At 67.9% G+C, this 18,518-nt stretch carries 18 protein-coding genes; 6 read left to right on the top strand and 12 right to left on the bottom strand.

Going from position 1 to position 18,518, the window contains the following annotated elements:
- Positions 1 to 23: 23 nt before the first annotated feature.
- From D514_RS22225 to D514_RS22185, 9 genes are all read right to left on the bottom strand, one after another.
- A complete protein-coding gene (locus D514_RS22225) occupies positions 24 to 1,133 on the bottom strand; it encodes a polysaccharide deacetylase family protein (RefSeq protein WP_017828473.1) in 1,110 nt (369 codons plus the stop codon).
- Positions 1,133 to 2,248 carry an adenosine deaminase gene (locus tag D514_RS22220; RefSeq protein ID WP_017828472.1) on the bottom strand — a complete coding sequence of 372 codons (1,116 nt, stop codon included), beginning with the start codon at positions 2,246 to 2,248 and terminating at the stop codon, positions 1,133 to 1,135. The genes D514_RS22225 and D514_RS22220 overlap by 1 nt, the downstream gene beginning before the upstream one ends.
- 50 nt (positions 2,249 to 2,298) lie before the next feature.
- On the bottom strand, positions 2,299 to 3,612 hold the full coding sequence (locus D514_RS22215; RefSeq protein WP_017828471.1) for a thymidine phosphorylase: 1,314 nt from the start codon (positions 3,610 to 3,612) through the stop codon (positions 2,299 to 2,301).
- Positions 3,609 to 4,031, bottom strand: coding sequence for a cytidine deaminase (locus D514_RS22210; protein ID WP_081603832.1), 423 nt, complete (start codon positions 4,029 to 4,031; stop codon positions 3,609 to 3,611). The genes D514_RS22215 and D514_RS22210 overlap by 4 nt, the downstream gene beginning before the upstream one ends.
- A 2-nt stretch (positions 4,032 to 4,033) precedes the next feature.
- On the bottom strand, positions 4,034 to 5,320 hold the full coding sequence (locus tag D514_RS22205; RefSeq protein ID WP_036322605.1) for an ABC transporter permease: 1,287 nt from the start codon (positions 5,318 to 5,320) through the stop codon (positions 4,034 to 4,036).
- Entirely contained in the window at positions 5,317 to 6,636 is a 1,320-nt protein-coding gene (locus tag D514_RS22200) for an ABC transporter permease (protein ID WP_031205417.1), read from the bottom strand. Before D514_RS22200 ends, D514_RS22205 begins: the two co-directional genes overlap by 4 nt.
- Positions 6,633 to 8,147 carry an ABC transporter ATP-binding protein gene (locus tag D514_RS22195; protein ID WP_017828467.1) on the bottom strand — a complete coding sequence of 505 codons (1,515 nt, stop codon included), beginning with the start codon at positions 8,145 to 8,147 and terminating at the stop codon, positions 6,633 to 6,635. The genes D514_RS22200 and D514_RS22195 overlap by 4 nt, the downstream gene beginning before the upstream one ends.
- 108 nt (positions 8,148 to 8,255) lie before the next feature.
- Positions 8,256 to 9,377 (bottom strand): BMP family protein, encoded by a 1,122-nt coding sequence (locus tag D514_RS22190; protein ID WP_017828466.1) that lies wholly within the window; start codon positions 9,375 to 9,377, stop codon positions 8,256 to 8,258.
- A 160-nt stretch (positions 9,378 to 9,537) separates the two neighbouring features.
- Entirely contained in the window at positions 9,538 to 10,653 is a 1,116-nt protein-coding gene (locus D514_RS22185) for a mannose-1-phosphate guanylyltransferase (protein ID WP_017828465.1), read from the bottom strand.
- 182 nt (positions 10,654 to 10,835) lie between these two features.
- On the opposite strand from D514_RS22185, the gene sdhC reads away from it, so the two are divergent.
- From sdhC to D514_RS22155, 6 genes are all read left to right on the top strand, one after another.
- Positions 10,836 to 11,270, top strand: coding sequence for a succinate dehydrogenase, cytochrome b556 subunit (sdhC, locus tag D514_RS22180; protein WP_074731658.1), 435 nt, complete (start codon positions 10,836 to 10,838; stop codon positions 11,268 to 11,270).
- Complete coding sequence (locus D514_RS22175) at positions 11,270 to 11,719, top strand: succinate dehydrogenase hydrophobic membrane anchor subunit (protein WP_017828464.1); 450 nt, start codon at positions 11,270 to 11,272, stop codon at positions 11,717 to 11,719. The genes sdhC and D514_RS22175 overlap by 1 nt, the downstream gene beginning before the upstream one ends.
- Before the next feature lie 17 nt (positions 11,720 to 11,736).
- The gene (gene sdhA, locus D514_RS22170; RefSeq protein WP_017828463.1) at positions 11,737 to 13,563 is read left to right on the top strand and encodes a succinate dehydrogenase flavoprotein subunit; all 1,827 of its coding nucleotides are present in this window, start codon (positions 11,737 to 11,739) and stop codon (positions 13,561 to 13,563) included.
- 2 nt (positions 13,564 to 13,565) lie between these two features.
- On the top strand, positions 13,566 to 14,333 hold the full coding sequence (locus tag D514_RS22165) for a succinate dehydrogenase iron-sulfur subunit (protein ID WP_017828462.1): 768 nt from the start codon (positions 13,566 to 13,568) through the stop codon (positions 14,331 to 14,333).
- 105 nt (positions 14,334 to 14,438) lie between these two features.
- Positions 14,439 to 15,647 carry a YihY/virulence factor BrkB family protein gene (locus D514_RS22160; protein ID WP_017828461.1) on the top strand — a complete coding sequence of 403 codons (1,209 nt, stop codon included), beginning with the start codon at positions 14,439 to 14,441 and terminating at the stop codon, positions 15,645 to 15,647.
- A 10-nt stretch (positions 15,648 to 15,657) separates the two neighbouring features.
- The gene (locus D514_RS22155) at positions 15,658 to 16,497 is read left to right on the top strand and encodes an exodeoxyribonuclease III (RefSeq protein WP_017828460.1); all 840 of its coding nucleotides are present in this window, start codon (positions 15,658 to 15,660) and stop codon (positions 16,495 to 16,497) included.
- Here the strand turns inward: D514_RS22155 and D514_RS22150 are convergent.
- The 3 genes from D514_RS22150 to D514_RS22140 are packed head-to-tail and all read right to left on the bottom strand — an operon-like array spanning position 16,491 to position 18,486.
- Positions 16,491 to 17,165 (bottom strand): DUF4166 domain-containing protein, encoded by a 675-nt coding sequence (locus tag D514_RS22150; protein WP_017828459.1) that lies wholly within the window; start codon positions 17,163 to 17,165, stop codon positions 16,491 to 16,493. The genes D514_RS22155 and D514_RS22150 overlap by 7 nt on opposite strands.
- The gene (locus D514_RS22145; RefSeq protein WP_017828458.1) at positions 17,162 to 17,845 is read right to left on the bottom strand and encodes a DUF4166 domain-containing protein; all 684 of its coding nucleotides are present in this window, start codon (positions 17,843 to 17,845) and stop codon (positions 17,162 to 17,164) included. Before D514_RS22145 ends, D514_RS22150 begins: the two co-directional genes overlap by 4 nt.
- Positions 17,842 to 18,486 (bottom strand): hypothetical protein, encoded by a 645-nt coding sequence (locus D514_RS22140; RefSeq protein WP_017828457.1) that lies wholly within the window; start codon positions 18,484 to 18,486, stop codon positions 17,842 to 17,844. The genes D514_RS22145 and D514_RS22140 overlap by 4 nt, the downstream gene beginning before the upstream one ends.
- Positions 18,487 to 18,518: the final 32 nt, after the last annotated feature.

Below are 18,518 nucleotides of genomic sequence, written 5' to 3'. Positions count from 1 at the left end.
ACCATCCTGCCGTGCGGTCCCCCTCAGCCGATGCGGGAGACCAGCGCGTCCAACCCCATGCCGTAGTCGATGCGCACCACGGGAAGAGCGAGCTTGTCCGTGCCGATCTTCACGTATCCGGGCTCGATGGTGCGCCCCATCTCGTAGCCGGCCTGGGCGACGCCCTGCTTGGTCGTGTCGTTGTAGTGCCCGTAGGGGTACGCGACCACCTGACCGACGCCGAGGATGTCGGCCGAGGTCGTGAGGTCGGCTGCGATCTGGTCGGCGCTCCAGTTGACCATCCGCCCCTTGCCGTTGTCGCCGGCCTGGTGCATGTCGTGGGTGTGCGAGCGGCGCTGCACGTAGATCGACGGCGCCGGATCCTGCCGATAGGCCGTGATCATGAACGACGTCGAGAGCACCTTGTACTTGTCGACGACCGGCACCGCGAGGTCGAACCACGTCTGATCGGCGTCGTCGTCGGTGATGATCACGCTCTTCGCCGGCAGCGAGAGCCGTCCGTCGATGAAGGCGCTGAGCTCATCCCAGGTCGGCAGGTAGAAGCCCGTGGTCGCGATGTGGTTCATCTGCGCGTCGAAGTCTCCGATGTACGCGTAGTTGCCGCGCAGCCAGCCCTTCTCGCCCTCGGGGTTGGCCGTGAACTGGTGGTACATGAGGATGGGCACCCGCACGTCTTCCGCGGCGTTCTCCTCCGGCGTCTTCCAGGCGGCGAAGAGCTCGACCTGCTGATCCACGCACACCACGGGATCGGCGCCGTTCACGCGGGCGGCGACCGCGAAGGCTCCCGCGTCCGCCGCGCTCGAGTACCAGCCGGCGAAGACCCGGCCGTCGAGCTGCGGGATCGGCAGTCCCTGATACAGAGATTCCTGGAACTGCAGCATCGGCTCCGCAGGAGCACCTTCGCCCGTGAACGTGACCGCACACGCGCGCGGGTCGTTCGCGTCGGCCACGATCTGCTCCGCCGGCGTCAGCGGATGCTCGATCGCCTCGGACTGCGCCTTCGGGACCGTGTTCTCCGGCGTGCGGGTGAACCAGACGAACGCGGCTGCCGCTCCTCCGACGACGACGACCGCCACGGCGGCGCTGATGATGATCGCGGCACGCGAGCGCCGCTTCCCCCCGGAAGCCATCATCAGGCGTCGAAGCCCTCGGCGATCATCTCGACGAGCTCCTCCCGCTCCTCGACAGGGAGGAATGCTGCGGCCGCGGCGTTGAACTGGAACGTCTCGAGGTCGTCGAGATCGTACTCGAAGGCCTCCACCAGCAGCGCGAGCTCACGGGTGAGAGAGGTGGCACTCATGGTGCGGTTGTCGACGTTCACGGTGACCGCGAATCCGAGCTGGTACAGCAGGTCGAAGGGGTGATCCACCATGGTGTTGCCCCACGCGGCGATCGCACCGGTCTGCAGGTTCGACGACGGCGAGAGCTCGAGCGGGATCTCCCGGTCGCGGACCCAGCGCGCGAGGTCGCCGAACTGCACCTGCACCTCGTCGCCCTCCTGCGTGATGACATCCAGGTCCTCCGCGATGCGCACACCGTGTCCGAGGCGCAGTGCGCGTCCGTCCAGCAGAGCCGAGCGGATGGAGGCGGGGCCTGCCGCCTCTCCCGCATGCACCGTGACGGGGAAGAAGTTCTCGGCGAGGAAGTCGAAAGCCTTGCGGTGGTTCGACGGCGGGAAGCCGTCTTCGGGACCGGCGATGTCGAAGCCTACGGCGCCGCGGCCGCGGAAATCGACCGCGAGCTCGGCGATCTCGAGGGCACGGTCGGTGTGTCGCATGGCGGTGATCAGCTGGCCGACACGGATGCTGCGCCCCGCGCGGTCCGCGGCGTCCTCGCCTTCCTCGATGCCCTGCTGCACGGCCTCCACGGTCTGCTCGAGGGTGAGGCCGCGAGCCAGATGCTGCTCAGGTGCCCAGCGCACCTCACCGTAGATCACGCCGTCGGCCGCGAGGTCTTGCACGAACTCGCGCGCCACCCGGGTGAGGCCCTCCTGCGTCTGCATCACCGCGGTCGTGAGGTCGAACGTCTTGAGGTACTCGACCAGCGAGCCGGAGTCGCTCTGCTTCGCGAACCACGACCCGAGAGCAGCCGGCTCGGATTCCGGCACCTCCAGGCCGATCGCATCCGCGAGCTCGATGATCGTGGCGGGCCGCAGCGCGCCGTCGAGGTGGTCGTGCAGCGAGACCTTGGGCAGGCTCCGCAGGGAGACGCCCTGAAGCGTGACGTCGCCGTTCGCATCGATCGACATGGTGATCCTCTCGGTCGCGGATGTGCTCAGTTCAGGCTAGCGGTCGAAGGTCACGCCGTGATGCGCTCGCGGACGATGGGACCGGTGACCGGAGCCTCGTCTCCGATCGCCCAGGAGCCCTCGAGAGCGTCGAGCGCCCTGCCGAATCGGGCGTCGTCCGCGGCGGAGAGCGTGAAGAGCGGCTGGCCGGCGACGACGCGGTCACCCGGCTTCGCGTGCAGATCGATGCCCGCCTCGAAGATCACCGGGTCCTGTGCCCTGGCGCGCCCCGCACCCAGACGCCACGCGGCGACGCCGAACGGGAGGGCGTCCATGCGCGTGACGATGCCATCGGCCGGTGCGAGCACCTGGTGGGTCTCGCGAGCCGTCGGAAGCGCGGCGTCCGGGTCGCCGTCCTGGGCGCGGATCATCGCCTTCCAGGTGTCCATCGCGCGTCCGTCGTCGAGGGCGGCCTCCACGTCGGCATCCGGCTGCCCGGCGAGGGCGAGCATCTCGCGTGCCAGGGCGATCGTCAGCTCCCGCACATCCGACGGTCCGCCGCCGGCGAGGATCTCGACGGACTCCCTGACCTCGTTGGCGTTGCCGATCGCGAGCCCGAGCGGCACATTCATGTCAGTCAGCAGCGCCGTCGTCGCGACACCCGAGTCGGTACCGAGCGCGACCATCGTGCGTGCCAGCTCGCGGGCGCGATCGATGTCCTGCATGAACGCGCCCGATCCGAACTTCACGTCGAGCACGAGAGCGTCCGTGCCCTCGGCGATCTTCTTCGACATGATGCTCGATGCGATCAGCGGGATCGCCTCGACGGTGCCGGTGACGTCGCGCAGGGCGTACAGCTTCTTGTCCGCGGGGGCGAGCCCGGAACCGGCCGCGCAGATGACCGCACCGACGTCGCCCTGCATCTGCGCGAACATCTCCTCGTTGCTGAGGGCGGCGCGCCATCCGGGGATCGACTCGAGCTTGTCGAGCGTGCCACCGGTGTGGCCGAGTCCACGACCGCTCAGCTGCGGCACGGCCACGCCGAACGAGGCGACCAGAGGCGCGAGCGGCAGAGTGATCTTGTCGCCGACGCCGCCGGTGGAGTGCTTGTCGACGGTGCGCTTGCCGAGGGAGGCGAAGCTCATCCGCTCCCCCGAGGCGATCATCGCGTCGGTCAGCACACGGATCTCATCGCGCTCCATGCCGCGCTGGAAGATGGCCATGGCGAACGACGCCATCTGCGCGTCGGAGACGTAGCCGCGCGTGTAGGCGTCGACCATCCAGCGAAGCGCGGGCTCCGGCACGGCACCGCCGTCGCGCTTGGCACGGATCACATCGATCGCGTCGAACGGTTCGATGGCTCCCTGAGCCTGTGCAGCGGTCATCGTGCTTCCTCCAGGTCGCGCGGCCCGAATGCGTCGGGCAGCACCTCGTCGATCGTGCGGATGCCGGAGACGGTCTCCAGCAGCATCCCGGGCATCGCGTGCTCGAACAGCAGCTGGCGACAGCGTCCGCACGGCATGATGGTCTGCCCCTCGTTGTTGACGCACACGAACGCGACGAGCTGGCCGCCGCCAGACATGTGCAGGTCGCCGACCAGAGCGCACTCGGCGCACAGCGTCACGCCGTACGAGGCGTTCTCGACGTTGCAGCCGGCCACGATGCGGCCGTCGCCGACCAGGGCGGCCGCGCCCACGCGATAGCGCGAGTACGGCGCGTACGCCTTGGTCATGGCGTCGGTTGCGACCTGGCGCAGTTCATCCCAGTCGATGTCCGTCATTGCGATGTTCTCTCTTCCCTGCAGGGCTACGACTTGATGTAGGGCTTGCCGTCGGCGGCAGGCGCCTTGATCTGCCCGGCGAACCCGGCGACCGCGAGCAGCGTCACCACGTAGGGCAGCATCAGCATGAACTCACCAGGGATGGGCGTCTTCAGGATCGACAGCAGGTTCTGCAGGTTGGTGGCGAAACCGAACAGCAGCGCCGCGAGCGTCGCGCGGATCGGGTCCCAGCGTCCGAAGATCACGGCGGCGAGGGCGATGAAGCCGAGCCCGGCCGTCATGTCCTTTCCGAACTGCGGGACCGAGACGAGGGTGAAGTACGCGCCGCCCATGCCCGCGATCGCGCCGGCGAGCAGCACATTCCAGAACCGGGTCGGGTTCACCTTGATGCCCACGGTGTCCGCTGCCTGCGGGTGCTCACCGACGGCACGCAGCCGCAGACCCCACCGGGTGCGGTAGAGACCCCAGGCCACGACGCCGACGGTGATGAACATCAGGTACCCGATGAACGTCTGGTTGAACAGCACCGGTCCGATGATCGGGATGTCGCTGAGCACCGGGATCTCGACGCGCGGGAAGCGCACCGGCCTGTTCAGCGTCGCCTCGTTCGGAGCGAGCAGCGCGCCGTAGAGGAAGCCGGTGAGACCGGTGACGAGCACGTTGAGCACGACACCGACAATGACCTGCTCGACGAGGTACTTGATCGCGAATGCGGCGAGCACGCTCGCCACCAGGACGCCGCCGATCATGGCGCCGACGAGACCGACGAACGGGTTGCCCGTGATGCTCGACAGGAGCGCCGCGGAGAACGCGCCCAGGAGCAGCTGCCCCTCGATCGCGACGTTCACGACGCCGGCACGCTCGCCGATGACGCCGCCGAGAGCTCCGAAGACCAGGGGCACCGAGAGCGAGACCGCACCGAACAGCAGGCTCGTGACGGGCACGAGTCCGCCGGCGGCGGCCCAGACGAGGAACGCGAACACGGCCAGCACGCTGAACGCGATCACCAGCCACAGCGAGGGCGCGCGGTAGGTCCATGCCCGAAGGAACGCCCCCACCGTCAGCACCACGAGGATGCCGATCACGACCCAGAAGGTCGAAGCCGTCGGCAGCGCCACGTCCGGCAGCGCGAGCGCCGAGGACTGGTCGGAGAGGCGGAACGTGCTGGTGCCGTCGCGCGGCACGAACAGGAACAGCAGCGCGAGGAGCACGGTGGCGCCGGCGAGGACGATCGGCGCCTTGAGGTGCCGTTCTTTCACGGTCGCCAGCTGGACAGTGCCGTCGGCGGCCTGAGTCTGCACGAGGGACATCATGCCGCCACCGCCTTCTTCGCGGCCTTGGCTCTGAGCCTGGCCGCCTTCTCGATATCGGTCTTCGGGAGGAAGAACACCGCGCGCAGCAGCGGCGGCGCGGCGATGAACAACACCACGAGCGACTGCACGACGAGCACGATGTCGACCGGGATGTCCTGCGCCTGCATGGAGAAGGACCCTGCCTTGAGCGCGCCGAACAGGATTCCGGCGGCGAACGTGCCCCAGGCGCGGCTGCGGCCGAGGAGGGCGACGGTGATCGCGTCGAAGCCGATCCCGGCATCGATGGTCTCGGTGACGCCCGTGGTGACCGCGCCCTGGATCTGATTCATGCCCGCGAGACCGGCGAGGCCGCCGGCGAAGAGCATGGCGTAGACGTAGATGCGCTGCACGCTGATGCCCGCGGCGCGCGCGGCGTGCGGGTTCTCCCCCACGGCGCGCATGCGCATGCCGAGCGACGAGCGCTCGATGAGCCACCAGACGAACAGGGTCGCCACGATCACGATCACGAAGCCGAGGTCGAGCAACGGGAACTGCGGTCCGAGCAGCGTCGGGAACTGAGCGCTCTCCGGCGTCGCCGATCCGAGCGCCTGGTTCGTCCCCGGCTTCTGCAGCAGACCCGGGGTGCGGATCATCCACAGCAGCAGGTAGTACGCGATGTAGTTCAGCATGATCGTGAGGATCACCTCGTGCGCACCCGTGCGCGCCTTGATGAGTCCCGCGATCGCGCCCCAGAGCGCACCGCCCGCGATACCGGCGATGAGCGTGACCGGGATGTGCAGCCAGATCGGCAGGTCGAGCGAGAACGTCAGCAGCGCGGCGACGGCCACACCGATGAGCATCTGGCCGCGAGCACCGATGTTGAACAGGCCGACGCGGAACGCCAGCGCCACGCCGAGGCCGGCCGCGATGAGCGGCGCCGCGAAGCCGAGCGTGTTGGTCAGCGGTCGGATCTGCGCGGCGAAGTCCGCGCCGCGGGCGTTGAAGATCGCTCCGCGGACCAGGGCCTCGTACCCCTTGTAGACGGCGTTCCACGCGGCGGCGAACGTGTCACCGGGCTGCGCGAAGAAGTAGACGGATGCTTCCAGCACGTCTTCGTTCGTGAAGGCGATCAGGACGCCGCCGACGATGAGTGCCAGCACGATCGCGAGGATCGTGGTGACCGCATTGCCGCGGAGGATCTCTTTGAGGATGACGTTGCCGCGCGGGGGCGGCGGCACGTCGGAGGGGTCGCGCGGGACCGTGCCGGTGCTCGTGGCGAGCTCCTGCGGCGGGATCCCCTTGGTCACATCTCCTGCGCCGGGTGTCGCTCCGCTCACGCGGCCACCTCCCCTTCGGCCGCTCCGGCCATCATGAGTCCGAGCGTCTCCCGAGGCGTGTCGCCGGGGACGATGCCGACGATCGTGCCGCGGTACATGACCGCGATCCGATCGGCGAGAGCTGCGACCTCGTCGAGCTCCGTGGAGACGACGATCACGGGCACACCCGCATCGCGCGTCTCGATGATCCGCTTGTGGATGAACTCGATCGAGCCGACGTCGACACCACGGGTGGGCTGCGCCGCGACGAGGAGGCGCAGATCGCGGCTCATCTCCCTGGCGATGACGACCTTCTGCTGGTTTCCGCCGGACAGCGTTCCTGCGGCCGTCTCCGGACCCTGGGTGCGGATGTCGTACTCCTTGATGCGTGCACGGGCGAACTCGTCGAGCACCGAGCGCCGCAGTGTTCCCGCGCGACTGAACGCCGGGTCGTCCGAACGGTCGAGGATCAGGTTCTCCGCGACGGAGAAACCGGCCACCAGGCCGTCTTCCGTGCGGTCTTCCGGCACGAAGCCGACACCGGCGTCGAGGATCGCACGCACGCTCTTGCCGACGAGCTCGTTGCCGTCGAGCTCGATGCTGCCTTCGACGCGGGCTGCGAGGCCGACGATGGCCTCCACGAGCTCGGTCTGGCCATTGCCCTGGACACCCGCGATCGCGAGCACCTCTCCCGGTCGGACGGCGAAGTCGACGCCGTCGACGACGATGGCCCCGGTGGGGGTCAGCACGCGCAGTCCCTTGACTTCGAACCCGCCCTCGCCCAGGCGCGGCGGTTCCTTGTGCACGGTGAGCTCGACGGCTCGGCCGACCATGAGCGAGGCGAGCTCGCCGTTGGTCGCGGTCGGGGACGCCTCGCCGACCACGCGGCCGAGACGGATGATGGTGATCTTGTCGGCGACCTCGCGGACCTCGCGCAGCTTGTGCGTGATGAACACGATCGCCGTGCCCTCGTCGCGCAGCTGACGCATGATGCTCATCAGCTCGTCGGTCTCCTGCGGCGTGAGCACGGCCGTGGGCTCATCGAACACGAGCACCTTCGCATCGCGCGACAGCGCCTTGATGATCTCGACGCGCTGCTGCACGCCGACGGGAAGGTCTCCGACGAGGGCGTCGGGGTCGATGTCGAAACCGAAGCGGGCGGCGACCGATCGCACGTGCTCTCGCGCCTTCGCGATGTCGAGCGTGCCGAGGGCCTTGGTCTGTTCGTGTCCGAGCATCACGTTCTCGGCCACGGTGAACACCGGGACGAGCATGAAGTGCTGGTGGACCATGCCGATCCCCGCAGCCATCGCGTCACCGGGACCGCGGAAGCGCTGCACCTCATCATCGAGGAGGATCTCGCCCTCGTCGGCCTGATACAGGCCGTAGAGCACGTTCATGAGGGTGGACTTGCCTGCGCCGTTCTCACCGAGGAGCGCGTGGATCTCACCCGGTTCGACCACGAGATCGATGTGGTCGTTGGCAACGAGGGTGCCGAATCGCTTGGTGATGCCGCGAAGTTCGAGCTTCATATCTGCACCTTATCCAGAAGAGTTGTCCAGGAGAATCATCGTCCGTCCACGACACGGGGCGAGTGGCATCCTGCTCACCACTCGCCCCGTGCGGGAACTGCGACGGAATTACTTGGAGGTCGGGGAGTTCGGGGACTCCACCTTGATGTCGCCGGAGATGATCTGCTCCTGCAGAGCCTTGAGCTCGTCGGTCAGACCCTCCGGCAGCTTCGACTCGAAGTCACCGAAGCCGGAGAGCTTGACGCCCTCGTTCTCGAGCGTGCCCACGTACGGAGCCGGGTCGAACTCGCCCTTGGCAGCGGCCAGAGTCGCGTCCTTCACGGCGACGTCGATCGCCTTCATGATCGAGACGAGCGTGATGCCGGCCACCTCGGGGTCGGCGACGGCGAGGTCGCTGTCGACACCGAGCATCAGGGTGTCCTTGCCGCTGTCGGCGATCGCCGCAGCCGCGCTCTGGTAGACGGGGCCGCCGACCGGGAGGATGACGTCGACGCCCTGGTCGAGCACACCCTGTGCGGTCTGCTTGGCGGTGTCGTTCGCGTCGAAGCCGCCCGTGAACGAGCCCTTCTGCGTGGCCTCGTCCCAGCCGAAGACCTCGACCGCTGCGGACTTGTCCTCGTTGTACTTCTCGACACCGAGCTGGTAGCCGTCCATGAACACGGCGACCGACGGGATCTGCATTCCGCCGAACGTGCCGACCTTGTTCACACCGCTCTGGGCAGACCACGAAGCGGCAGCGTAGCCGCCGAGGTATGCGGCCTGAGCCGTGTCGAAGACGAGGGGCTTGATGTTCGGGGCATCGACGGTGCCGTCGAAGTCGTTGTCGGCCCAGTCGTCGATGATCGCGTAGTCGATGTCGGGGTTCGCGAGAGCGGACTCGACCGTGGCGGCGGACAGCTTGAAGCCGACCGAGACGATGAGCGAGCAGCCCTCGGAGACCGCGGTCTCGAGGTTCGGCGCGTAGTCGTTGTCATTCGCCGACTCGAACTCGAGGGGCTTGATGTCCAGCTCCTCGGCGGCGCTGTCCATGCCCTCCTTGGCGGACTGGTTGAACGACTTGTCGTTCCATCCGCCGGCGTCGGAGACGAGGCAGGGAAGGAAGTCGGAGGCGACCGGCTCGCCGGAGCCGGCGGGCTTGTCTGTCGGTGCCTGGCCGCAACCGGCGAGTGCGAAGACGACGCCAGCGGCGACGGTGACGCCGAGCAGCTTCTTGGTGGTGGAGATGGTCAACTGATGCCTCCCTCAACGAAACCGCGGCCATCGCGGATCGATCAAAGTTACCTACTGTTTCGGCTTTTGTGCACGCCCGCCCCGCATGTGCTGGCCAATGGTTACCAAGCTGAAATCAAGACAGCCGATGAGCGTGGGAGCGTGCTCATCGGAGCACGCCTCAGAGCACGTCTCCGCGACCGGTGAGCTTGAGCGACTCGACCACGCCCTTGACCCGCTGCGCGTGCTGCACGGTGGTGACCAGCAGCGCGTCGGGGGTGTCGACCACGACGATGTCCTGCACCCCCACCAGGCTGATCACGCGCGAGGTCTGGCTGACGAGGATTCCGCTCGCGCCGTCGGTGAGAACGCGCGCGTTCGGGCCGAGAACGGCGAGATCGTTCTTGCGACCGTTGGTGATGAGCTTGGTCAGCGAGGCGAAATCGCCCACGTCGTCCCAGTCGAAGTGGCCGGGGACGACGGCGAGGCGTCCGCGGCGGGCGGCGGGTTCGGCGACCGCGTAGTCGATCGCGATCTTCTTCAGGCGCGGCCAGATCCGATCGACAGCCGGTCCTCGACGATCGCGGTCGTCCCACGCTTCGGCGAGCTCGAGCAGACCGGCGTGCAGTTCGGGCTCGTTCACGGCCAGCTCCTCCAGCAGCACGCTGGCCTTGGCGATGAACATGCCCGCGTTCCAGAGGTACCCGCGATCAGCGATGTAGGACTTCGCGGTCTCGAGATCGGGCTTCTCCACGAAGCTCTCGACGAGGGCGGCCTCGCGCGCGCCTTCGACCACGAGCTCGGGCCCCATCTTGATGTAGCCGAAACCGATCGCCGGCTCTGTCGGCGTGATGCCGATCGTGCAGATGTACCCCTCCCGCGCCACCTCGACGGCGTCGCGCACCGCGAACTCGAACACGCGCGTGCCGCGGATCACGTGGTCCGCGCTGAACGAGCCGATGATCACGTCGGGATTGCGGCGGTGCAGGATCGCTGCGGCGAGTCCGATCGCCGCCGCCGACTCGCGCGGCTCGGACTCCAGGAAGACGTTCAGGTCGGGGATGCCGGGCAGCTCCGCCTCGACGGCCGCGCGATGGGCACGGCCGGTGACGACGGCGATCCGGTCCGCCCCGGCCAGCGGGACGAGCCGATCCCAGGTGTCGCGCAGCAGCGAGTGCCCGGACCCCGTCAGGTCGTGCAGGAACTTCGGTGCGTCCGCCCGGGAGAGCGGCCACAGCCTGCTGCCGATGCCGCCGGCGGGAATGACTGCGTAGAAATCCTTGATGGGTGCGCTCACCCTGCCAGGCTAGCCGCAGAGAAGGAGCCGACATCGAGAGACTTAGGCTCCCCTTCGTCGCTCCCAGTGATCTGACAGGAATAAGATGGACAGCGATCGGGCGTGCCTGAGACTTCGCCAGGCTCACACTTGAACGAGAGCAGTGCACGCGACCGAGTCACATCGATCCAGGGAGGACGACCGTGTCCACAAGCGCCCGCTTGACACCGTCGATTTCGGAAACCACGTCCAAGACCCCACGCGGCACCCTCTATCGGGGTCGCGAAGGCATGTGGTCGTGGGTGCTTCACCGCATCACCGGAGTCGCCATCTTCTTCTTCCTGTTGGTGCACGTGCTCGACACGGCGCTGATCAGGGTGTCGCCGGAGGCGTACAACGCCGTCATCGGCACATACAAGAACCCGGTCATGGCCCTCGGTGAGGTCGTGCTCGTCGCCGGCATCGTGTTCCACGCGATGAACGGCCTGCGCATCATCGCCGTCGACTTCTGGTCGAAGGGCGCCAAGTATCAGCGTCAGCTATTCTGGGGCGTCCTGCTGGTGTGGGGCATCATCATGGCCGGCTTCGTGCCCCGCCACCTGATGCTCGCGTTCGCCGGGTTCGGAGGGGGACACTGATGTCTGCACAGACCATGGCGGCCGCCCCGGTGCGCCGCCGCCGCGGAGTCAACCTCGAGAAGTGGGGTTGGATCTTCATGCGCGTCTCGGGCGTCGTGCTCGTCGTGCTGATCTTCGGCCACCTCTTCGTCAACCTCATGGTGGGCGAAGGCATCCACGCCCTCGACTTCGCATTCATCGCCGGCAAGTTCGCCACGCCGTTCTGGCAGTGGTGGGACGTGCTGATGCTGTGGCTCGCACTCATCCACGGCGCCAACGGCATGCGCACGATCGTGAACGACTACGTGACGAACAGCACGGCGCGCAAGGCGCTGGTCTGGGCGCTCGGGCTGGCCGCCGGCCTGCTCATCATCCTCGGCACGCTCGTGGTCTTCACGTTCGACCCGTGCCTGGGTGTGACCGAGGACAGCGTCCTCTGGTCCGAATGCGCCGCGATCGTCGGGAACTAGAAGAAGGCATACGAGAAGTGACTACCGAGACGCAGGATTCCGTCGTCCGTGACGGCGTGCACTACCACCAGTTCGACATCGTCATCGTGGGAGCCGGTGGGGCGGGCATGCGTGCCGCCATCGAGGCGGGTCCCGGGGCGAAGACCGCCGTGATCTCCAAGCTGTACCCCACGCGCTCGCACACCGGTGCGGCGCAGGGCGGTATGGCGGCGGCCCTCGCGAACGTCGAAGAGGACTCCTGGGAGTGGCACACCTTCGACACCGTCAAGGGCGGCGACTACCTCGTCGACCAGGACGCGGCCGAGATCCTCGCGAAGGAGGCCATCGACGCGGTCATCGACCTCGAGAACATGGGCCTCCCCTTCAACCGCACGCCCGAGGGCAAGATCGACCAGCGCCGCTTCGGCGGGCACACCGCAGAGCACGGCAAGACCCCGGTCCGCCGCGCCTGCTACGCCGCCGACCGCACCGGCCACATGATCCTGCAGACGCTGTTCCAGAACTGCGTCAAGCTCGGCATCAACTTCTTCAACGAGTTCTACGTCCTGGATCTGCTCACGGTGAAGGACGCCGACGGCAAGACCCAGGTCTCGGGCGTCGTCGCCTACGACCTCGCCACCGGCGAGCTGCACGTCTTCCAGGCCAAGGCCGTGATCTTCGCGACCGGCGGTTTCGGCAAGATCTTCAAGACGACCTCGAACGCGCACACCCTCACCGGCGACGGCGTCGGCATCGTGTGGCGCAAGGGACTCCCCCTCGAGGACCTGGAATTCTTCCAGTTCCACCCGACCGGGCTCGCCGGTCTCGGCATCCTCCTCACCGAGGGCGCACGAGGAGAGGGCGCGATCCTGCGCAACGCCTCGGGTGAGCGCTTCATGGAGCGCTACGCCCCGACCATCAAGGACCTCGCCCCTCGCGACATCGTCGCGCGCTGCATGGTGCAGGAGGTCCTCGACGGCCGTGGCGCCGGTCCCCACAAGGACTACGTGCTGCTGGACTGCACGCACCTGGGCGCTGAGGTTCTCGAGACCAAGCTCCCCGACATCACCGAGTTCGCCCGTACGTACCTGGGCGTCGACCCGGTCGTCGAGCCCGTGCCCGTGATGCCCACCGCGCACTACGCCATGGGCGGCATCCCGACCAACAACGACGGCGAGGTGCTCGCGGACAACACCACCGTCGTCCCCGGCCTGTACGCCGCCGGCGAGTGCGCCTGCGTCTCGGTGCACGGCGCGAACCGCCTCGGCACCAACTCGCTCCTGGACATCAACGTCTTCGGCAAGCGCGCCGGCCGCAACGCCGTCGAGTACGTCAAGACCGCCGAGTTCGTGCCGCTCCCCGAGAACCCGGCGGCATTCGTGTCTGGCATGCTCGAGGACCTGCGCAACAACCAGGGCACCGAGCGCATCGCCGTGCTCCGCAAGACCCTGCAGGACGAGATGGACAAGGGCGCGCAGGTCTTCCGCACGCACGATTCCCTCCAGCACGTGCTCGGCGTCATCGCCGAACTGCGTGAGCGCTACAAGAACGTCCACGTCGACGACAAGGGCCAGCGGTTCAACACCGACCTGCTCGAAGCCGTCGAGCTGGGCTTCCTCCTCGACATCGCCGAGGTCGTCGTCTACGCCGCGCAGAACCGCGAGGAGAGCCGCGGCGGACACATGCGCGATGACTTCCCGAAGCGCGACGACGAGAAGTACATGAAGCACACCATGGCCTACCTGACCGGTGACCCGCACTCCTCCACGCCGAGCGATCACATCAAGCTCGACTGGAAGCCGGTCGTCTTCACGAAGAACGAGCAGGGCGAGTTCAACTACCCGCCGATGGAGAGGAAGTACTGAGCATGTCGACCGCCATCGCAGAGGCACCTGCCGACACGACCGAGGAGACCGGCATCCAGTCCTTCGTCGTCACGTTCAACATCCGCCGGTTCAACCCGGAGGTCGACGCCGAGCCGCACTGGGTCGACTACGACGTGGAGCTCTACTCCACCGACCGTGTGCTCGACGCCCTGCACAAGATCAAGTGGGAGGTCGACGGCTCCCTGACTTTCCGTCGCTCCTGCGCGCACGGCATCTGCGGCTCCGACGCCATGCGCATCAACGGCCGCAACCGCCTCGCCTGCAAGACGCTGATCAAGGACCTCGACATCTCGAAGCCGATCTACGTCGAGGCGATCAAGGGCCTGCCGCTGGAGAAGGACTTGGTCGTCGACATGGAGCCGTTCTTCGCGTCGTACCGCGAGGTGCAGCCGTTCCTGGTCGCCAGCTCCGTGCCGGAGAAGGGCAAGGAGCGCGTCCAGTCCATCGCCGACCGCGAGATCTTCGACGACACCACCAAGTGCATCCTGTGCGCCGCGTGCACTTCGTCCTGCCCCGTGTTCTGGACTGACGGGCAGTACTTCGGCCCGGCCGCGATCGTCAACGCCCACCGCTTCATCTTCGACTCCCGCGATGACAACGCAGCGGTCCGCCTCGACATCCTCAACGACAAGGAAGGCGTGTGGCGCTGCCGCACCACCTTCAACTGCTCCGAGGCGTGCCCCCGTGGCATCGAGGTCACCAAGGCCATCGCCGAGGTCAAGCAGGCCGTGCTGCGCGGACGTCCCTGACGACGCTTCTGCAGTCGCATGCGAACAGGCGGTCCCTTCCGGGGCCGCCTGTTCGCGTATCCGCCACCGCTCTCCTCGCCCCCACCTCTTGGGTAGGGTGGGGAGGTGTCCGAACCCGATGGCTCCGAGGCCGAGTCCGGTCGCCTCGATGCGGCCGTCGAGCGCGCGACCGCACTGACACAGCGCACCCTCGGTCTGTTCCCTGTGCGGGTCTGGCGCCACTTCCTGCAGCACAACGGATTCCTCCTCGCTGCGGGCGTCAGCTATCAGGCGCTGTTCGCGATCTTCGCCGCGATCTATCTCGTCTTCGCGATCGCCGGGCTCTGGCTCGGTGGCAGCGAGGAGGCGGTGGATGGCCTGATCGCCATGATCAACCGCTACATCCCCAATGTGATCCTCCCTGAAGGCGGTGTCTTCACGCCCGCACAGGTGCAGGAGATCGCGGTGAACACCACGGGGCTTCTGAGCGTGACCGGTCTGATCGCGCTCGGCACCGTGATCTGGACGGCCATCGGATGGGTCACGTTCTCGCGTCGAGCGACCAGGGACATCTTCGGCCTGCCGCCGGACCGGCGCAGCTACGTGCTGCTGAAGGCCAGGGACCTGCTGGCGGCCGTGATCTTCGGTGTCTCTCTCGTCGTCGGCTCACTGCTCAGCTCCGCCAGCGCGGCGGTGCTGAGCTGGCTCCTCAGCCTGCTGGGGTGGGACTCCGGCTCCGACGGGATCAACATCAGCATCCGCATCGGCACCGTGCTGGTGTCGTTCGTTCTGATGTCCGGGGCACTGGCGGCGATGGTGCGCTTCCTGACGGGAACGTCACTGCACTGGCACGTGATCTGGCCGGGGGCGCTTCTCGGCGGCGGCGCGATGACCATCCTCCAGTACGGGGCCGGATTCCTGCTGAGCTACACGCCCTCCAACCCGCTGCTCGCCACGTTCGCCATCTTCATCGGGCTCCTGCTGTGGTTCCGCGTGAACGGGGTGGTGATGCTGGTGGCGTCCTCCTGGATCGCGGTCGCCGCGCAGGATCGCGATCTGCCTCTGTTGACGCTCACGGATGCCGAACGCCGCGTGGCCGAGTATCAAGCACTGTTGACGGCGGCGCGCATTCGGGTGCGCGAAGCCCACGCCGCCCGCGAGAGTGCGCCGTGGTACCGCGCCTGGGCTGCGGAGAGGGCCGTGCGCGACGCGGAGCAGGAGCTCGCGACCCTCGAGGCCTCTCCTCCCCCACCCGACGACCCGCGCGGCCCGCTGGCCCAGCGCCTGCTCACGGAGCTGCATCGACCGGGACGGGATGTCGGCGGCGCTCGTTAGGCTTGTGACCATGCCTCATCTGCGTATCGCCACGGTCAATGTCAACGGAATCCGAGCGGCGGCTCGCAACGGGATGAGCTCCTGGTTGGACGGTGCCGGCGTCGACATCCTCACGCTCCAGGAGGTCCGCGGGCAGGACGAGCACCTCGAGGCCGCACTCCCCGGCTGGTCTTTCGTGCACGACGAGGCCACAGCGAAGGGGCGGGCCGGCGTCGCCATCGCCAGCCGCACTCCCGCACTGGCCTCCCGCACCGATTTCGGCCCCGACGACTTCGACTCCAAGGGTCGCTGGATCGAAGCCGACTTCCTGATCGGCGATCGCCCGCTCACCGTCGTGAGCGCCTACGTGCACTCCGGCGAGGCCGACACCCCGAAGCAGGACGAGAAGTGGAAGTTCCTCGACGCGTTCGGGACGCGCCTGGGCGAGCTCGGCTCCGACGGCGCCCTCGCGCTCGTCACGGGCGACCTCAACGTCGGGCACCGTGAGCTCGACATCAAGAACTGGCGGGGCAACCGCAAGAAGGCCGGCTTCCTCCCCCGTGAGCGCGCCTATTTCGACCGATTCCTCGGAGAGGCGGGCGCCGAGGTCTCCGGAGTCGACGGCACCGTGGGCACCGGCCTCGGCTGGATCGACGTCGGCCGGAAGTTCCACGGCGAGATCGACGGCCCGTACACCTGGTGGTCGATGCGAGGACAGGCGTTCGACAACGACTCCGGGTGGCGCATCGACTATCACCTCGCGACGCCCGCACTCGCCGAACGCGTCGAGAGCTACCACGTCGCGCGTGCCGCGGCCTACGACCAGCGCTGGAGCGACCATGCGCCCGTCGTCGTCGACTACCGCTACTGATCCACGTCGGACACGCCACCCGCGTCCGAGGCCGTGACGTCCGGCGCCGTACGGTCCGCATAGCGGTACCACCCGCGGTACTCCAGGACCGTCCCGAGAACGGGGCTCGTCGCGCGCATGTCGATGGTGCGTCGATGGCGGGCCTCGTCCCAGCCGTCGACGAGCTCCACCTCGATGCGCAGGATGCCGCGGAGCGCGATCCGATACCGCCCCAGCCGCAGTGCGACGGCACGAGTGCTCATGCGCAACGCACCCTCGTCGGTCACCGAGCAGTGCTCGAGCATCTGCACCCGCCCTCGCACGCCCAAGGCGTTCTGCACGATGCCGGGGTGACCGGTCGCGAAGAGTCGATCCGTCACATACTGCGTCGCGCCGGGAAAGCGGAACTCGCGGACCGTGTCGAGCGTCGCCCGCCCCGCGCGCGATCGGCCTGACACGGTATCGATCCGGAACGGCACGTCACGCGCGAACCGCGTCACCAGCAGGCCGGGACCGATGACGGGCGCGGCGAGACCGGCGACGCGTCCGAACCGGCTCCCGGCGACCGCGAACACGCCCTCGGCGCTGTCCCTGGTCGCCTCGACGCTCATCTGCGCGAGGATCTCGGGATGAAGCCGCTGCGCCTGCTCCCCCAGCGCTTCGAGGAAGGCCGCTCCACGCGCGGTCACTCCCTGGCCTCCTCACGGTACGGCTTCACGGTCTCCGGGGCGGGGCCGTCGACGAACTCGCACGTGAACGCACCCCGATAGCCGAACAGGAACCCGAAGACGTCGTTGTGGATCTCGAGGTCGATCAGGTAGCACTCCTGCTCGTCGTCATAGCGCTCGATAAGCCGCGCCCGTCCGCTGAAGACCATCGGGAAGCGGAAGGCGGCGCGCCCCTCGTAGAAGCGCTGTGCCCCCGAGGTGAGCAGGAGCCCGCCGTCATCGGTGACGGCGAGGTCGAGGTCGACCGCGAGGTGCTGGTGGGTGCCCAGGTAGTCGACCACTCGCCGCCGGGCCTCGCTGTAGATCATGGTCGCGTCGAAGCGGCGACGGCGACCGGGGCGCACATCCATGGTCCGCACGAAGGTCACGGTCTCACGGCCGAAGTCGTCGACGTAGGCGTGGTTGTCGATCCGGAACGGCACGTCCCGTCCCCGCTCGGGGAAGAGGATGTTCCGGAACGTCCCGATGAGCAGGAACGGCAGCGTCCACCACGGACCGCGACGCACCTCGGTCATCACTCCGCGCCCGACGCAGCCGTAGCCGGCGTCGACGCCTACCCCGAACCGGCGCTGGAGCTGCGGGTGGAGTCGCGCGAAATCGGCTCCCAACGCGCGCTCGAAGATCCCAGCGCCTGTGGTCATACGAGCTCCTCCAGAGATTCCGGTGCGTCCTCCATGATCGTGTGTCCGGTGCGCCGCGGAGGCCGGGCGAGGCAGTTTCGTGCGCGAGGCCGGTGACCTCGGCGCAACGATCGCCATCCGCTGGTCTCCTCGGGCGCGATCCCCTGCTCGGCCCAGAGCCGCAGGCGATCGAAGCTCCGCGCCGTGAGCCACCAGACGAAGCGCCGCGTGATCAGCGGATCCAGCACCCGCCCGAGCCAGCCCCAGCCCGGGACGTAGTCGTAGCCGGTGAGGAATCGCACGCCGTCATCCGTCGGTACGTAGCGCCAATACCCGCGCCCCGCACCGAGCGGGGAGAGCGCGTCGTCCGTGTCGAACAGGAGCGCAGAGGTCCGCTCGCCCGTGCGGCTCTGCTTCGTGGCGAGCGAGACGCCGGTTCCGCGGATCGTGTGCACCCCCAGGTCGAGTTCGTAGCGGAAGTCCTGTGCGCCGTCCGCCCGGGTGCGCTGCGGCACGATGTCGCTGAAGCGCGCGTCCCAGCGCACGTGCGAGGACGGGTCCTGGGTCAGCGCCCACACCTCGTCCAGGGGCGCGCGGATGAGGATCTCGACGTAGAGGGCCCGATCCCCTCGCGACCGTGGGAGAGGAGAAGCGGAAGCCATGCGCCCATCGTAGGGGCACAGCACGCACCCCA

The sequence above is a fragment of the Microbacterium sp. UCD-TDU genome (genome assembly GCF_000340625.1).
Classification (GTDB): Bacteria; Actinomycetota; Actinomycetes; order Actinomycetales; family Microbacteriaceae; genus Microbacterium; species Microbacterium maritypicum.
This window is presented reverse-complemented; position numbering and strand designations above follow the sequence as displayed.

What these genes read in the sequence shown, in the direction of transcription:
- D514_RS22225 (WP_017828473.1), bottom strand. Translation starts at nt 1,133, where the DNA reads ATGATGGCTTCCGGGGGGAAGCGGCGCTCGCGTGCCGCGATCATCATC.
- D514_RS22220 (WP_017828472.1), bottom strand. Translation starts at nt 2,248, where the DNA reads ATGTCGATCGATGCGAACGGCGACGTCACGCTTCAGGGCGTCTCCCTG.
- D514_RS22215 (WP_017828471.1), bottom strand. Translation starts at nt 3,612, where the DNA reads ATGACCGCTGCACAGGCTCAGGGAGCCATCGAACCGTTCGACGCGATC.
- D514_RS22205 (WP_036322605.1), bottom strand. Translation starts at nt 5,320, where the DNA reads ATGATGTCCCTCGTGCAGACTCAGGCCGCCGACGGCACTGTCCAGCTG.
- D514_RS22195 (WP_017828467.1), bottom strand. Translation starts at nt 8,147, where the DNA reads ATGAAGCTCGAACTTCGCGGCATCACCAAGCGATTCGGCACCCTCGTT.
- D514_RS22175 (WP_017828464.1), top strand. Translation starts at nt 11,270, where the DNA reads ATGTCTGCACAGACCATGGCGGCCGCCCCGGTGCGCCGCCGCCGCGGA.
- D514_RS22165 (WP_017828462.1), top strand. Translation starts at nt 13,566, where the DNA reads ATGTCGACCGCCATCGCAGAGGCACCTGCCGACACGACCGAGGAGACC.
- D514_RS22155 (WP_017828460.1), top strand. Translation starts at nt 15,658, where the DNA reads ATGCCTCATCTGCGTATCGCCACGGTCAATGTCAACGGAATCCGAGCG.
- D514_RS22145 (WP_017828458.1), bottom strand. Translation starts at nt 17,845, where the DNA reads ATGACCACAGGCGCTGGGATCTTCGAGCGCGCGTTGGGAGCCGATTTC.
- D514_RS22140 (WP_017828457.1), bottom strand. Translation starts at nt 18,486, where the DNA reads ATGGCTTCCGCTTCTCCTCTCCCACGGTCGCGAGGGGATCGGGCCCTC.